Source organism: Paenibacillus sp. FSL H8-0034, assembly GCF_038000305.1.
Taxonomy (GTDB): Bacteria; Bacillota; Bacilli; order Paenibacillales; family NBRC-103111; genus Paenibacillus_S.
Genome location: NZ_JBBOBS010000001.1, coordinates 6,178,218 through 6,194,219, shown reverse-complemented (window position 1 = coordinate 6,194,219; position 16,002 = coordinate 6,178,218). Strand labels below are relative to the sequence as shown.

Annotated in this window: 12 protein-coding genes; 9 read left to right on the top strand and 3 right to left on the bottom strand. The window is 47.6% G+C overall.

The window, feature by feature from the left end; all coding sequences use genetic code 11:
* Positions 1-37: 37 nt before the first annotated feature.
* Complete coding sequence (locus tag NST47_RS27925; protein WP_341158041.1) at positions 38-1,024, top strand: ABC transporter substrate-binding protein; 987 nt, start codon at positions 38-40, stop codon at positions 1,022-1,024.
* 34 nt (positions 1,025-1,058) lie between these two features.
* The gene (locus NST47_RS27920) at positions 1,059-2,234 is read left to right on the top strand and encodes an MFS transporter (protein ID WP_341158040.1); all 1,176 of its coding nucleotides are present in this window, start codon (positions 1,059-1,061) and stop codon (positions 2,232-2,234) included.
* 42 nt (positions 2,235-2,276) lie between these two features.
* Here NST47_RS27920 and NST47_RS27915 read toward each other — a convergent pair whose 3' ends face one another.
* The 3 genes from NST47_RS27915 to NST47_RS27905 form a co-directional block, all read right to left on the bottom strand.
* Complete coding sequence (locus NST47_RS27915) at positions 2,277-3,116, bottom strand: SDR family oxidoreductase (protein WP_341158039.1); 840 nt, start codon at positions 3,114-3,116, stop codon at positions 2,277-2,279.
* A gap of 107 nt (positions 3,117-3,223) precedes the next feature.
* Entirely contained in the window at positions 3,224-5,074 is a 1,851-nt protein-coding gene (locus NST47_RS27910) for a cache domain-containing sensor histidine kinase (RefSeq protein ID WP_341158038.1), read from the bottom strand.
* Positions 5,071-6,681, bottom strand: coding sequence for a response regulator (locus NST47_RS27905; RefSeq protein WP_341158037.1), 1,611 nt, complete (start codon positions 6,679-6,681; stop codon positions 5,071-5,073). The genes NST47_RS27910 and NST47_RS27905 overlap by 4 nt, the downstream gene beginning before the upstream one ends.
* Positions 6,682-6,867: 186 nt before the next feature.
* On the opposite strand from NST47_RS27905, the gene NST47_RS27900 reads away from it, so the two are divergent.
* The 7 genes from NST47_RS27900 to NST47_RS27870 all read left to right on the top strand — a co-directional run bounded on the left by NST47_RS27900 (position 6,868) and on the right by NST47_RS27870 (position 15,676).
* The gene (locus NST47_RS27900; RefSeq protein ID WP_341158036.1) at positions 6,868-7,857 is read left to right on the top strand and encodes an ABC transporter permease; all 990 of its coding nucleotides are present in this window, start codon (positions 6,868-6,870) and stop codon (positions 7,855-7,857) included.
* 13 nt (positions 7,858-7,870) lie between these two features.
* Positions 7,871-8,743 (top strand): carbohydrate ABC transporter permease, encoded by an 873-nt coding sequence (locus NST47_RS27895; protein ID WP_341158035.1) that lies wholly within the window; start codon positions 7,871-7,873, stop codon positions 8,741-8,743.
* 270 nt (positions 8,744-9,013) lie between these two features.
* Entirely contained in the window at positions 9,014-10,531 is a 1,518-nt protein-coding gene (locus tag NST47_RS27890; protein ID WP_341158034.1) for an extracellular solute-binding protein, read from the top strand.
* Positions 10,532-10,574: 43 nt separating this feature from the next.
* Positions 10,575-12,080, top strand: a complete 1,506-nt coding sequence (locus NST47_RS27885) for an FAD-dependent oxidoreductase (protein ID WP_341158033.1) — start codon at positions 10,575-10,577, stop codon at positions 12,078-12,080.
* A 71-nt stretch (positions 12,081-12,151) separates the two neighbouring features.
* On the top strand, positions 12,152-13,705 hold the full coding sequence (locus NST47_RS27880; protein ID WP_341158032.1) for an alpha-L-arabinofuranosidase C-terminal domain-containing protein: 1,554 nt from the start codon (positions 12,152-12,154) through the stop codon (positions 13,703-13,705).
* A gap of 222 nt (positions 13,706-13,927) precedes the next feature.
* A complete protein-coding gene (locus NST47_RS27875) occupies positions 13,928-14,887 on the top strand; it encodes a helix-turn-helix transcriptional regulator (protein ID WP_341158031.1) in 960 nt (319 codons plus the stop codon).
* Between the two features lie 246 nt (positions 14,888-15,133).
* Positions 15,134-15,676, top strand: a complete 543-nt coding sequence (locus NST47_RS27870) for an FmdE family protein (protein WP_341158030.1) — start codon at positions 15,134-15,136, stop codon at positions 15,674-15,676.
* Positions 15,677-16,002 lie beyond the last annotated feature (326 nt).

Here is a 16,002-nt window from a genome sequence, read left to right as displayed (position 1 = left end):
GTAGCCTTCCAGGCTTATAACGGCAAGGAGCAAGCAAATGGAGAAGTGGAAAAAGATGTGGGGTCAAAGAACGTATTCGTTTTTACTCATCCTTATTACGATTTGGCTGACAGCAGGTTGTACCGGGACGAACTCGAATTATGCCGGCAAGGAAGTGGATAAGCAGTCGGATACAACAAACAAGGGTGACACGGCTGTCTCTTCGTTTCCGAGAACGATCAGCCATTTGAAGGGGGAGACCGTGATCCTGGCAAAACCGGTTAAAATAGCCGCACCCTATATTGCTTTTGTCGATTACCTCGCTGTTTTGGACGAATATCCGATTGCTGCGCAAGGGGTTGAAACGATCAAACGGAATTTTCCAAGTTTGAGCAAACGTCTGGCGGGGAAAGACATCATGGATCTTGGTATGGAGGTCGATCTGGAGAAACTGCTGGTCGCACAGCCCGATTTGATTATCGCCGCGGATGATATGAAGGATCAGTATGAGAAGCTAAGTCAAATTGCACGAACCGTTATACTTCCCCAAGCAGGGGACTGGCGTGAGACACTTCAGCAAATTGCCAAGGTGATCGGCAAAGAACATAAAGCCGCAAGCGTACTTGCCGAATTTGATCGCAAATCTAAAGAGTATAAAGAAAAATTGGCATTTCGAAGTGATGAGTCTGTAATGTTCGCGATGTACAGAGGCAAGGAGCAGTTCGTAACCTGGAATGACGGGCGGTTTGATCCATTTTATAAAGGACTTGGACTGAAGCCGATAGCTGGTGTGCAAACAGACGGACAATTGTCCTTGGAAAGTTTGGCTGCATTAAATCCTGATCATCTTTTCATTATTAACAATTGGCAGAACCCGATTCAGGGAGGCGTCAAGAAAGCGCTGGAAGGCAGCAAGGTATGGGGCAGCTTGAATGCGGTGAAAAACAATCGCGTTTATGAACTGAAGGATCCTTCACTTCCCGGCCCGATGGCACTTGCCAAAATCGACGGTATTGAAGAAATCATGAAGGCGCTGGCGAAATAAAGGACGCAATATAGAGAAGAGGAGTGGATGGGTTGTGAAATACAGATTTATGATTATGTTCCTTATTGTATTGTGTGGAATGATCTCAATCGCCGCCTTCAACCCGATCATCGGTCCGCTTTCGCGTAATTTGGGATTAAGTGAAATCCAGTCGGGATGTTTGGTGTCGGTAACAGGACTTTGCTGGCTCCTGGGTGGATATTTTTGGGAAAAAATGACGTTTATGAGCAGAAAAAAGATGTTGGTGTTGATTATGCTTGTCTACTTGGTGACACTCATCGTATTTGCCTTGCTTGCCGATTATGCAAAAGCTCATGCATTGTACTCATCAGCTCTGTTTTGGATTTTTATAGTGCTGCGCGCCATTGCGGGATTTTTCTTCGGGGGTATTCCGGCGAAAGCGCAAGCCTACGTGATGGGATGGACGACACAGGAAACACGTACGCGGGGAATGGCACTATTTGGTGCTGCCAATGGCCTCGGATTCGTATTGGGACCAGCGTTGAGTGGGGGGATGGCGTCGGTAGGTCTTACGGCGCCGATGTATGCGGCTGCGATATTGCTTTTCGCGATGGCAATCCTGTTTCTGGCTTTCATTCCAAACGAGCCGAACCAGGAAATTCATCGGCAAGCTTCAGCGCTATCGCCGAATGATGCGCGAATACGCCTCTATTTATGGATCGGGCTTGCGCTATCGTTTGTACTGAACATCGTTCAGGTGACCATCGGATTTTATGTGCAGGATACGCTTGGTTACGATACCCGGGAAGCGACTCAGCTGATCGGACTTGGTTTGGCCATTTCCGGCGTTATGGTCGTCGCATCACAAATTGTGATCAGTAAATACTTGAAATGGCAGCCCAGGACGGTGCTGCGCGTCGGATTGTTATTTGTCGCATTGGGGCTGCTGGGACTGTTAGCATGTATTCGTTTTGCCTATATAGATTTTGCAATATTGGGAATTGGTATCGGCTTTACGCTGCTTGGATACAGCTCGGGCGCGTCTCTGGCGGTGCAGGACCATGAGCAGAGAGGAGTTGCTGCCTTTATTGCGGCTGTGCAAGGTGGCGGATCATTCCTTGGACCTGTTGTAGGTACGTCATTGTATACCGCTCATATGGTTTTTCCATATTCGTTCGGTGTGCTTATCATCTGCCTGTCTGGTATTTTTGTCCTCAGGAAAAGGAGTGTACAGCAAACAGAAGCCTGATGGAGTCTGCATCGGGCTTCTGTTTGCTGCCATTAATTACGTTTACAGATTTAATTGCAGCTTGCGCACTTTCAACATGCTTTCGAGGCCCGTAGGGTCGTTGCTTACTTTCGTGCTGACAAATGCTTCGGCAGCCTCCGAGGTGCGCAGACGCAGCGGCTTGGTTTCCATAGCAACAAGCTGCAGCACCACATCCGCTACGGACTCGGGAGTTTGCGGAACGGTATTTCTTTTGGAAAAGCTTTCAATAAAGCTGTCAATAATTGGCTTGTATTCATCCTCAAGAATACCACCGGTTTTGGCTACATGATTAAATACCGTCTCGTTAAAATGGGTTCCGATGGCTCCTGGCTCAAGCAGTGTAATATCGATATTAAGCAATGGCTTGTAATAGGTCGCCATACTTTCGAGTAAGCCTTCAACGGCAAATTTGCTGGAGCAGTAGATTTCATTTAAAGGTTGTCCGACGATCCCGCCAACACTGGAGGTAGCAATAATATGCGGCGCTGCTGCTTTCCTGAGGAGTGGCAGCGCACCTCGAATCGAGTGCATGACCCCGTACACATTCGTGTCAAATACACGTTGTATATCCTCAAATGTAGCCTGACCCAAGGATCGCAAAAAGCCAAATCCGGCATTGCATAATAAAACATCGAGGTGACCCTGCTCCTGCTCGATCCGATCAAAGACAGCCTGCAGCGACTCAGGCTGTGTGACTTCCAGCTTCAGAAAATGAAGCTTCGTGTGCTGTGCATATAGCTCTTGATCGCGCTCAACATTGCGGGTTCCGGCATATACAGTCCATCCGTTGTCTGCGAATTTAATCGCGGTAGCCAATCCGATTCCTGATGATGCACCAGTGATACAAATAACTGAACTCAAGCCCTATCACTCCTTGTAAAGTGGAAAGATTGTTTGATAATTAAACTGTATCCTTTTTAAACCTTTTATTCAAGTGACTTTGCATATGAGCTCTGTTCAGCTTGCTGTTAATCATTGTGGGGACCCGAGCTTACTTCTGTCAGCTCTGCTGCTTCACCACCGGAAGGTCGGGTTATTTTAATAACAATGTCCACACGTGTCCAGTGTCCCCACTCGGAAGTAATCACCATACCGCTGGATGGTTCATTTTGTGAATATAATCGGATACGCTCATGAACATTGTAAAGTCCGAAGCTCTGGATGGTGGCTGGTTCCGCAGGTGGTTCAAGCAGTGTCTCAAGACGCTCTGGCGGGATGCCTACGCCATCATCGAGCACCGTAATTGCCAGCAGCGAATTTTTTATGGAGGCCGTAATCGTGATCGTACCATGCTTGGGACGCTTCTGATTGATACCATGGAGAACGGCATTTTCAACCAATGGTTGAATAATCATTTTGGGCAGGTCGCAATAACATGCAGCGTCTTCAATAAGGTAGACCATCTCGATTCCATCATCATTGCGTTTGTTTTGAATATGCATGTACGAGCGGATCAGCTGCAGCTCTTCTTCAAGCGTTACGATATAACGGCCCTTGCTGAGGCTTTGCCTGAAATAAGCAGATAAGGATTCGATCATATCACTGATATCATCAGCTTTCCTTCTGACGGCCATCCAGTGAATACTATCGAGCGTATTATAAAGAAAATGCGGGTTGATTTGGGATTGCAGCACTTTGAGCTGCGAATCCCGCTCCAATAGCTTGGCCTGATACGATTCAGCGGTGAGGTCATGTACGGTCTGTACCATACGGGCTACACCCTGTTCGAGCTTCCTGAGGTCGCCGCTATTCTGAGAATCCAGCCGGTCGATACCTTCCGTCTTCAGAACCAGGATCAGCTCCCGGAGCCTGCGGTTTAACCTTTCAGCTGCATAGGCAAAGGCGAGTACCAGAATAAATATGAAAACGATAGAGAAAGCTGCGAGAATAATGACAGCCGAAATTTTGGTCAAGGCAATACTTTCTCCGGAAACCTCAACCGATGGGAGCTTGGCTACGATAGTCCAATCGGAGAGAGGAATATGACGATACAATATCGTGAAGTCCGAAGAGTCGCCTGTTTGGAAATAACCGGCCTCCTGATCCCATATGGTGTTCATTTGCTCCGCTGACAGCTCGGAATGACTCCCGATTCTGGATTCGTCAAGGAAGGAAACAATAGTTCCCTCCTTATCGATGATAAATACTTCCTGTGAGGGGGCAAGCTCAATACGATCAAGAATTTGTCTTAATAATTGCTCCTTCACATCAATGACCAATGCACCAATTATTCGGTCGTAATTCTTCGGATCATGCAAGATGCGCGCTGCAGAAGCGACATGAACGGGTTCGCTTCCAATATAGGACTGCAGATGGGTGCTTCCCCAATAAATCGCGCCATTCCTCGAACGAGCCTTACCCAGCCAGCCAGAGTCCTGAATATCCTTAAGCGAAAAGAAATGCATGTCTTCATTCGCATAGATCAGCTCAGGCTGGACGAATATCCGGATCTGCCGAATATCGCGGTTTCTTTCACCGCTGCTCACCAGCTTTTCCAATACTTGAAAGTCATCGTATTGCAGGTAGGACGGCTTGTCGAGACTGGATAAAAAGCCAAACACATCCGGATTGGCTATGAATCCATCAGAGATGTTTTCGATGAGATCAAGTCGTCCTGAAATGTTATATTCGGCTTGCTTGAGTGTCTGGAGCATGGAGGTACTCATATCACGTTCGAGAATGGCAGATGTTTTACGGTAGTAGCCATACATAAGCAAGCAGCTGGGCAGCAGGATGAGAACCAAATAAATCAGCAGCGATTTCTTGATGATGCTGGATTTGGAAATGCCGGACAGAAGGAAGGCCAGACGGGTTCTCATAAGGGTATCTCCCGGAATTCACTGGGAGTGAGACCTGTATGCTTCTTGAACAGCTTACTGAAATAGCTGGGGTCCTTATAGCCGACCGCATAACAAATATCGTAGGTCTTATGCTGTGGATCGGCCAGCATTCGCTTCGCCTCCCGCAAACGCACTTCAATAACGTAATCGTTGATCGTTATACCCGTTTCCTGCTTGAACAACAAGCAGATGTATGTCGTTGTCAGGTAAACCGTAGCGGCGATTTCAGCTATCGTCAGATCCTTGGCGTAATGCTCCTCAATATAGCCTTTAATCAATGTGACCACATTACGTGTCTTATGCTCCCGCTTGACGGCAACTGCATCATAGGTCAAGCGGACATGCTCCAGCAGCGCAGACATGAGCTCGGAAACGGTTTCAAATCCGGCCAGCTTGTTCATCAGACGCTGTTCACTCTCCTGGATTGCGGTGACGGAAGCCTCCAGCTCAAGCAGCAGCTCGGAGCACGCAATAATCATATACATACTAATAATGCGTCCGTACTGAACCGATGCGGCTCCTTTGCCTTTTCCAAAGGCCTCATTCAGGAAGCTTGTAACAGTTTCCCAGTTGGGTGCTTTGAGTACGGATATGCAGGAGCGTACATCCAACTGCAGGGTATGATGGTGTGGTCCGGGGACGCTGGCCAGACTGTCCATGGTAATGATTTGATTTTTCCCGAGGAACCATCGATGCTCTGCTGCATCTGCGGCAATTCGATAGGATTGGGAGAGTGAGCTCCAATCCCGGACCGTGCAGCCGACGCCAATCGTTACATTCCGCTTGAGCAGGCGATTGATTTGGTTTCTGCATTCCTCAAGGGTCATAAATAGCTGCTCTTCATCGTCATCGGTATGGAAGTGAACAATTCCGGCATATTCACCAGGCTTGGTCTCAAAGGTATGACCGCAGTAGCCCTGCTTCACAATATCCTCGCTAATATTCAGCAGTGCGAACGAGAGCAGCTGCTTTTCCCTCTCTGACATCTCGCTCAAAGCGGTTGAATAATCATCAATACGGATGACAAAAACACCCAATCGCGCCGCTTTTACCGGTAGATCAATATTAAGCAGCTGAAATTTCTCCTGAAGGATTTCAGTTAAGTGAGTTCCATCCACTACCAGTGTGGTTAAATATCTTTCACGCAATAAAGGAATGCTTTGATTGAGCTTGATCTGCTGAGCCAGCCAGCTCTGCCTGGTCTGATCCTCTTCCTGCAGAAGACGGACCACACGCGTAAGCACCTCATGCAGCTCCTGAAGCCGAATCGGCTTCAGTATATAATCTACGGCTTCCAATTTAATGGCCGATTTTAAGTAATCGACATCCCCGAAGCCGCTGATCATGACAACCTTGACGGCTGGATGCATGTCCCTCAGCTTTTGGGCCAAAGCAATTCCGTCCATATGGGGCATTCTGACATCCGTCAACACGATATGGATGGAGCTTGACGCTACCAAGGAAAGCGCGATTTCTCCATCCTCCGCCTCGCCGGCAACCTCCAGACCGAGTGCTGCCCAATCCACGCAATCCCGCAGACCGGAACGCACAGATGCTTCATCATCCACAATGAGTACACGATACATACCAAATTCCTCCTTGGATCCAATTTCACGAATGTGTATAAAGCAACACCAGAAATCGTAATCCGCTCCTCTGTATTCAATAACAGGATCCCTATACAATACATACAGAAGCTTCTTCTACCCAAATCTATTGTAAGAGTAAAGAGAATGCGGTGTAAACCCTTTTTCGGAAAGGAATGATGTTGGATGAGTAAAACGACCGCGTTACCCGGACAGCCTTCAGTCGGGGAGAAGACTCGCAAGACAGGAGCAAGCCAATCAGGCTTCTGGGGCTATGCTCGAAAAAATATCGATTTATATCTCATGTCCATTCCCGGCATCTTGTTTCTGGTGGTATACAAGTTTATTCCGCTATATGGACTTACGTTGGCCTTCAAGGATTTTAATCTATTTATCGGAGACAACATCGTGGATTCTGTGATGAAAAGTCCCTGGGTGGGTTTAAAGCACTTTGAGCGGATTTTTCATGAGCCGGCTTTTCTGCAAGTCATTGCCAATACGCTAATGATCAGCTTGTACAAGCTGCTGTTCTTGTTCCCGGTTCCGATCCTTATTGCGCTGCTGCTCAATGAGCTGCGTCTGCAGTGGATGAAGCGTTGGATACAGACGATCGTGTATATGCCGCATTTCCTGTCATGGGTCATTATTTTCGGATTATTTTATTCGATGATGGGCTCGTATGGAATGGTGAATCAGCTCTTGGGGGCACTTGGCTTTGAAAGTATCAGCTTCTTCTCCGACACCAGCTGGTTTCGAACGCTGCTCGTGTTTACGGATGGCTGGAAGGACACAGGCTGGAACACGATTCTGTTTCTTGCAGCGATGACGTCGATTGATCCGCAGCTGTATGAAGCGGCCATCGTGGATGGAGCCGGACGATTCAAAAGAATGTGGCATATTACGGTACCCAGTATCGGTCCGGTCATCTTGCTGGTGTTTGTACTTCGATTGGGGCAAGTGCTCAATGCCGGTTTCGAGCAGGTGCTTGTGATGTACAATCCCGCCGTATACGATGTAGCGGATATTATCCAGACGTACGTGTATCGAATTGGACTTGGAAAGCTCGATTTCAGCATGTCTACGGCGCTTGGACTGTTTGAGTCGGTGGTTGCCTTCATTCTGATTATGTCCAGCAATGCGATCAGTCGCCGTTATCTGGGAAGAAGTATATGGTAGGAGGAGTTAAAGCATGAAGAGTAGAAGCTTGGGAAGTCGCTGGTTCGATGCACTGAATGTTGCTTTTCTTGCCATGGTCGGAATCGTATGTATACTGCCTTTCCTCCATGTGCTTGCCAAGTCATTAAGCGATCAGGCCTCAGTGATGGCCAATAAGGTTTCCTTTTATCCGATTGGCATGAACCTGAGTGCATTTGAATTTGTCATTACCAAATCGCGTTACATGGAAGCTTTGGAGGTGACGCTGTTCGTCACCATCGTAGGCACGATTCTGAGCATGGCCATTACGATCATGGCCGCCTATCCGCTGTCCAAGCCGGAGTTTCGGGGACGTAAGCTTATTGTACTCCTGTATGTGTTCAGTATGCTGTTCTATGGTGGGATTATTCCGGGTTATATCCTGATGAAGGGTCTGGGTCTGTTGGATACGGTTTGGGCGATGATTATTCCCTTGCTGGTCGTCCCGTTCAATCTGTTTGTTTGCAAAACCTTCTTTGAAGGCCTGCCGGAAAGTATAGAGGAATCGGCCAAGATGGATGGCGCCTCCAATCTTCGGATACTGGTTTCGATCCTTCTGCCTATTTCCCTGCCTGTTGTGGCAACACTCGGTATCTTTTATGCGGTGGGCTACTGGAATAATTATTTTCATCCTTTGATTTATATTAACGCTGTGAATTTAAAGCCGCTTCAAATCTATTTATATGATACGATTTCCAACACGGAGGACGTGTTGACCCAGCAGCCTGAGGATGTGCGGTTACGTTTGTCTTCAGAAGGACTCAGGGCAGCTACCGTGATTGCGACGATTCTTCCTATATTGCTGGTGTATCCATTTTTGCAAAAATATTTTGTGCATGGTTTAACGGTTGGCTCGGTCAAGGGGTAATAAATCCAGCTCCAGCAATTATAGAGGTTGTTCAAAAAGCCCCCTTTTGATCACGAAGACTCTCAAGAAGCTTACTCGGCATCGAATCTTGCATTCAGGCTCGAAGTCCGGTGCTCATTTAGGTTTGCCTAAACTCCGCTCCTCCTTCTTTACCTTCGTGCAACCTTCTCGGTGCTGAAAAGTCGACTTTTTGAACACGAAATTATAGATGATAATTTTTGAGGCAATGCCTTAAAATAGATTACAAGATGATAAGGGAGGCTACACGGCATGAATGGAACTAAACGAACGATGAGCACGTTGATATCGACTGTTTTAACGCTATCCTTACTTGCAGGCTGTTCAGCAGGAGGAAATCCGGAAACCAAGGGGGCTGATCCCAAGTCTGGAGCAAGCAGTACCTCAACTGACGCCAACAAACCCAAACCGGCGCTTAAGGTGCTGGGATTCAATGTGGCCTTCGATCCGAACACCGATCCCGTGGCCAAGGATGTGGAAGAACGCACGGGGTACAAAGTGAATTATTCCGTGCTGCCCAAAGATAAACCCGAGGAGAAGCTGAATATTGAAATCGCTTCAGGTACGGAATATGACATTCTGGATTTGACACCCTCCCAGTTTTATACTTTGGTCGCTCAGGGAGCCTTGCAGCCTATAGACGAGCTTGTCAACAAGAACGGCACGAATATGAAGCAGGCGATCTCGGCGTCCTCGTGGGAGCTTGGCAAATACAACGGGAAGCTGTACGGAGTGCCGCAAAAAAATGAAAGGGCCAATATTGAGAAAACGATGATTCTTCGGCAGGACATCCTGAGCGAGCTTGGTCTTAAGATCCCGGAGACACTCGATGAATTATATCAGACGCTCAAGACAGTCAAAGAGAAAAAGCCGGACATGATTCCATTAACCGGCAACAATATGGACGTGTTTATGATCTATAGCGGATTCAATCTATATACAGACTGGTCTGAAGTGAATGGACAGCTTCTTCCAAGAATTAAGCAGCCTGCGATGAAGGATTATATGGCTTTTATGCGTAAGCTGTACACCGAAGGCTTGCTGGATAAGGATTGGGCTGTGAACAAGACGGCGCAGGCACAGGAGAAATTCGTCAGCGGGAAATCATTTATGATTCCGGGTACATGGAATGATGCTTCCAACATGAATGCGGCCTTTACGAAAAATGTACCAACCGGGAAGATGGGCTATATGCTTCCTCTCAAGGGTGCTGACGGACAAGCAGGCGTACAAATGGAAGATAAGCTGCTGTATGTGCATGCCATTCCCAAGTCCTCCAAGCATGCCGAGGATGCGATCAAGTTCATGGACGCGAAGCTGCAGATGGATACCTTCACCTTCCTGACACTTGGTGAAAAGGGTACCACCTTCAATGAAGAGAACGGTGTATACAGTCCCATCATGCCTATTTTCACTGAAAAACGGGGAAATGCTTATTGGTTCCTGGATGGAATTCAGGAGGTCAAGTACGCGGATATGTGGTTAGCCAGATTGCGCCGTACTCCAACGCTGTTTGAGGCTTTCAATGCGATTAACAAGGATTTTGACAAGTATGCAAAAAAGAATCCGATTGCTTTCATGCCTCCGATTGAGGTTGTTGGTAAGAATCAGGCAAGCCTGACACAAAAAGAAACCGACTATTTTATCAAGCTTCTGCTGGGTGGAGAGTCGATCGAAAATTTTGATAAGTTCATTAAGGATTGGGATAACTCTGGAGGCAACGATGTAGTGAAAGCGGTCAATGAATGGTATAAAACTACCAAGAAGTAAGGCAAGGGTCCAGCTAATCTTATTAAATAGGAGTGGAGATATCATGAATGTTTACAATGAACCGGCTATGCAGGTGCCTGTAGTGGCTGAGCCTGACGTACTTGTTATTGGTGGTGGACCAGCGGGGATCGGTGCTGCGGTTGCGGCGGCTCGTAATGGAGCCAAGGTATTATTGGTGGAACGATATGGATTCGTAGGGGGCAACTTAACCGTTGCCATGGTCAATCCCATGTTTACCTTTCATGACGTGAACGGCAAGCAGGTGATCAGAGGAATTGCCGGAGAGCTTGTGGATCGGCTCGTAGCGAAAACCGTATCGCCAGGACATGTAACGGATTTGACGTTTGACAATGCTTCCATGTCCCCGTTTGACCCGGAAGGGATGAAGCTGGTGCTGTTTGAACTGCTTCAGGAGGCCGGAGTGGAGCTGCTGCTCCATTCTACATTCGCAAATGCATACTCGGACGGAAACGGTAAGGTCACAACGGTTATTGTGGAGAATAAATCCGGGCGGCAAGCGATCTGCCCCAAGTTGGTCATTGACTGCTCTGCGGATGCAGATGTTGTAGCCAGAGTCGGTGCACCCTTTGTGAAAGGACGTGAATCCGATGGTGCGATGCAGCCGGTTACGCTTTTCTACAGAGTGGCCGGAGTCAACATGTCCAATTTGAAAGCATGGATGAAGGCAAACCGTCACCTGCTTAAGGATTCCCCTACAGACGAAGAGATTGATGCACAGAGTGCACTTGCCTTTCTCGGTATGAAGGAAATTATTAAGGAAGCGATGGAGCGTGGTGAATATCCGAAGGACGCAGCTCCGCGAATACTGATGTATGAGCTTCCACAAGATGGGCAATTTGCCATTAACTGCACGAGGCTGCAGGGTATTGATGGAACGAATGTATTTGATCTGACACGGGCTGAGGTGGAGACACGCTATCAGGCCTGGGCTGTGACCGAGTTTATGAAGCGTACTATTGGAGGCTTTGAGCATGCGTATATTCTTGATACAGGTGTTCAGGTAGGCATACGAGAAACGAGACATATTGTTGGCGATTACGCAATGACAGAACAGGATGTATTGAACAGCCGATCGTTCACGGATGGAATTGCCTGCGGAACGTTTGCTATTGATATTCATCCTCCGGAAGGCGAGCAGCAGGTGTTCACAGGCTCGGGTAAAGCCGTGTATGAGGTTCCTTATCGCTGCTTGCTGCCCCAAGGATTCGATAATTTGCTCGTTGCAGGTCGCTGTATTTCCGCATCGCATACTGCTTTTGGTTCGGTTCGTGTGATGGCTACGGCTATGGGTATAGGACAGGGAGCAGGTACGGCAGCAGCCATGGCTGCTGCGAATAGTCTGACCACACGTCAGGTCGACGTGGAGCTGCTGAGAAGTCTGCTTATGGAGCAAGGCCAATATTTAATTACAGATGAAGCTGAAGAGCTGGTAGACCCTGGCTTGCGTTTATCGAAAGAGAACGGTTCAGGGGGAACGGCAAGTCATCACAACCCGTTTGCTGATCAAGTGAGTGGCAGCAAATCATAAAGCTTGATCGTGGAGCGAGGGACCGGAAAGTCCCTCGCTAATTAAAGAAGGAACAGGAGCTGGAGAAATCGATGAAGGCATACTTGAAGGTGTATTCGGAAGAACGTCTGGGTGAGGTGAATCCGTATATTTACGGCCAATATTTTGAGCATTTGGGGAACTGCATCTATCCTTCTGTCTGGGATGATCAATCCCCGCATGCAGACGAAAGCGGCGTTCGGCTTGATGTGATTGAAACGGTAAGGGAGCTTGGTGTTCCCGTGATCCGTTGGCCTGGCGGTTGTTATGTGGATTTGTATAACTGGCGAGATGGTATAGGTCCCAAAGAAGCAAGGCCGACGCGCGTTAACTGGCATTGGGGCGGACTGGAGTCCAATCAGTTCGGGACCGATGAGTTTTTGCAGTGGTGCGAGAAGGCAGGCACGGAGCCTTATGTCAATGTCAATTTGGGCACAGGGACGCTGGTCGAGTCACTGCAGTGGATCGACTATTGCAATGGAGCCGGAGAAACCGCCGATGCCCAGTTGCGCAAGTCGAACGGACATGCCGAGCCTTACAATGTCAAGCTATGGGGTATCGGCAATGAAACCTGGGGTTTCTGGGAGGCCGGTCAGCTGAGTGCGCGGGAATATGCACACAAGCTTGCCAATTGGGCGCAGTTTTATAAGAAATACGACGCTTCGCTTCAATTGCTTGGGGTAGGCTCCCATTACGGCAATGACCCCGAATGGGATAGTCAGGTTGTCGTTCAGGCCGGTAAGTATTTGGACTATTTAACCTTCCATTTGTATGGAAGCTCGGTGGATCGGGAGAGCGGAAATGAATATTATCCGGTTGTTTTTACGCCTGTCTTCTTCGAGAAGCAGCTGCGCAGGATGATCGACACGATCAGGACCACCATAGTGAATCATAAGCTTCAGCTCCCTCAGCAGATCCGTATTTCTATGGACGAGTGGAATATCCGTCATTATGAACCCGATCCAGAGAACATTGGGCATTATCGCTTAAACCGCAATAGTCCCCGCAATCTGCAGGACGCGTTATTCGTAGCCGGGGTATTCAACGCGATGATCCGGTTAAGTCCTTCGGTCGGAATGGCCAACTATGTATTTCTGATCAACGGAAATGGGGTCATTTCGGTTACAGAGGAAGTAGTCATCAAGACGACTTTGTTTTATGTATTCAAGCAATATGCGGAATGGATGACCGGGCAGTCGGTCCGGGTGAATGTGAGCTCGCCTTCAATACGCATACCCGCACCACAAATCAACGGTCCGGATATGAATGAGAAGATTCAAGCGATACACGAACCAAGCGACGAAGCCTATGTGGATGCTGTTGCCGTCCTTCGTGAGGATGGCGACCTGAATATTGCTGTTGTGAATCGTCATCAGGAAGAAAAGGCAGAGGTAGAGCTTGAGCTGCCTGAAGGCTACCGTCTGGCGACCGTCTGGACCTTGACTCATGAAGATATTTATGCGGCTAATACGGTAGACGCGCTTGGGAATGTAGTGCCCGTTCTGACGGCTGTGGACGATCAGGAGCTGCGGACATGGAAGGTTCCGGCACATACGGTAGTGCTATTGCAATGTAAGAAAACGTCTTCCGATGCCATTCAAGGGTGAGCGACCGCGATTTCTGCGGAAGGTGCAAACCTGCTGCATGATTTAAATATAAGACCATCATTTGCCCAAAGCAAAGCTTCCTATACCGCTCAAAAGTGGAATAGGGGACTTTGCTTTTTCGGCGTTTGGATTTCAGAAAATTGTTCAGGACAGTTAAAAGGCAGCATCCGTATTTTGTGCTACAATACTAAGAAATAACGAAACGCTGCAAGGAGGATTTAAATGTCCGAAATGTCTTACACAGTCGAGGAAATCGCCAGGCTTTTGAGGATTTCCAAGGTCACCGTCTATGATTTGATTAAGAAAGGTGATCTGGTTTCGTATCGAGTGGGCAAACAAATGCGGGTGGATGCTGCTGACCTTGACGCTTACAAGAAACGTGAGAAAGGCTTATCACCGAACCTTCAAGAGGAATTCACGGATCGTCCTGCGGATCGCTCCCCATCTTATCCAGCGGTGGCTGCTGCCAATGGTATGCGTACCATCGTCATCACAGGCCAGGATATCAGTATCGACATATTAGCCAGGCATATCGAGAAAAATGTTGCGGGAATGCGGCCGCTACGCGCTTATGTGGGAAGCTTGGACAGCCTGATCTCTTTGTACCGAGGCGAATGCGATGTTGTCAGTACGCATTTGCTGGATGGGGAGACAGGTGAGTATAATCTGCCTTACATTCGCAGAATATTTACCGGATCATCTTATCTTGTTGTCAACCTGCTTTCCAGACCGTGCGGATTTCTGGTTGCCCAAGGAAATCCTCTTGATCTCCACGGCTGGAAAGATCTCAAGCGTCCTGGCCTGCGGCTGGTGAATCGTGAGAAAGGAGTCGGGGCCCGTGTGCTGCTGGATGCGCAGCTGAGCCTTCATGGTATACAGTCGGAGCGGCTTATCGGGTATGATCAAGAGGAGTCGAATCCGATCGGGGTAGCAGCCAAAGTTGCCTCAGGAGAAGCGGACATCGGGATCGGAAATGAGAAAACGGCTGCGATGATGGATAATGTCGATTTTGTCAAATTGATCGAAGAGCGGGTAGATCTCGTGATGTTAAAAAAACCTCACAATCGCGAGTGGATCCAGGCGCTCCTGCAAATTTTAAATTCCGAGGCCTTTTTGAATGAGTTACGTGTTATACCTGGAACCGATATATCGCAAACCGGTACGGTTATGCTGGAAACTTAAGGAAGGCAGCCCGCAAGTCCCATAGGAGACACTTTACAAGCCACAGCTTGTTGAAGGTGTCTTTTTTAGCTTATCCATGGCAGTAAAATAATTAATGACATTAATTAAAATGAAATATAATTGTTAATTTAATATCATTTGATATCATTTAAATAAAATTAGACTTGTTTAGTAAACAATAATATGTTAAATTCATAATTGATTATCATTATTAATAGAATCTATATCTACTTGGGAGGAACGGCAATGTTGGAAATTCATATTCGGGACGGACGAACAGGTGAGCATCATAAAAAAATCAGGTTTGAGGATATCGAGAAATATCATTGCGGTCAATATTTAATGGCTATTGCTGTCGCATTTCGAATACTGCAGGCAGGGATTCAAGAATTATGCGGTGATCAGGCGCCTCTAAGAAAAGATATCACCATCATGTCCGGCCATGGAGGACCAGGATTTCGTGATGCGATCGAATATGTGACAAGAGCGACGACGCATGGAACTTTAACTGTTGATGTTAATTATCCTGTAGCGCAGTACGATCCTCACCGTGCCCAATCCTACACGTTTGTTATTACTATATCGGGGGGCGATTCCGTGGAAGTATCGTTGAACGACGGATTTTTGCCTTTGGAGTTTTATGATTTGTTGGAAAAAGGCCGGGCTGGCACGAGGACGGAGAATGATGAATTGCGTCTTGACCAGCTGAAAAAGGAGCTATGTGAACGCGCATTGGCTATGTCTACAGAGGAATTGCTCACAATAAAACGTCTTAGCTCGGTAATCTGATTTAAGGCGAACCCATATCTACCCAAAAAAGGTGTCTTCCCGAGAGTAAGTATAGGGAACGACACCTTTATTTTTTTGCTAGATGCTGGACCATCAGCCTACCCAAATAAGCTCAATCCATAGCGTCATGCTGCTACTGAATCCACATGATTGCTTAATGGATGGAGGTGGTTAGAGGGAGTGGTTCTGCAGCAAAATGGTATTTGCAATAATGTGCTAATGATCAAAAAACAGCATTCACAAAAAAATCAGCTTGTCGGAAAATACGTCTTCCCTTAAAGTTCAATTTACAGGAGCGGCCCTGACGCCCTCTATGCTAAACAAAT

Excerpts from the sequence above, each read along its gene's own strand:
- NST47_RS27925 (WP_341158041.1), top strand. The coding sequence starts at position 38 with ATGGAGAAGTGGAAAAAGATGTGGGGTCAAAGAACGTATTCGTTTTTA.
- NST47_RS27875 (WP_341158031.1), top strand. The coding sequence starts at position 13,928 with ATGTCCGAAATGTCTTACACAGTCGAGGAAATCGCCAGGCTTTTGAGG.
- NST47_RS27900 (WP_341158036.1), top strand. The coding sequence starts at position 6,868 with ATGAGTAAAACGACCGCGTTACCCGGACAGCCTTCAGTCGGGGAGAAG.
- NST47_RS27910 (WP_341158038.1), bottom strand. The coding sequence starts at position 5,074 with ATGAGAACCCGTCTGGCCTTCCTTCTGTCCGGCATTTCCAAATCCAGC.
- NST47_RS27885 (WP_341158033.1), top strand. The coding sequence starts at position 10,575 with ATGAATGTTTACAATGAACCGGCTATGCAGGTGCCTGTAGTGGCTGAG.
- NST47_RS27880 (WP_341158032.1), top strand. The coding sequence starts at position 12,152 with ATGAAGGCATACTTGAAGGTGTATTCGGAAGAACGTCTGGGTGAGGTG.
- NST47_RS27870 (WP_341158030.1), top strand. The coding sequence starts at position 15,134 with ATGTTGGAAATTCATATTCGGGACGGACGAACAGGTGAGCATCATAAA.
- NST47_RS27895 (WP_341158035.1), top strand. The coding sequence starts at position 7,871 with ATGAAGAGTAGAAGCTTGGGAAGTCGCTGGTTCGATGCACTGAATGTT.
- NST47_RS27890 (WP_341158034.1), top strand. The coding sequence starts at position 9,014 with ATGAATGGAACTAAACGAACGATGAGCACGTTGATATCGACTGTTTTA.
- NST47_RS27905 (WP_341158037.1), bottom strand. The coding sequence starts at position 6,681 with ATGTATCGTGTACTCATTGTGGATGATGAAGCATCTGTGCGTTCCGGT.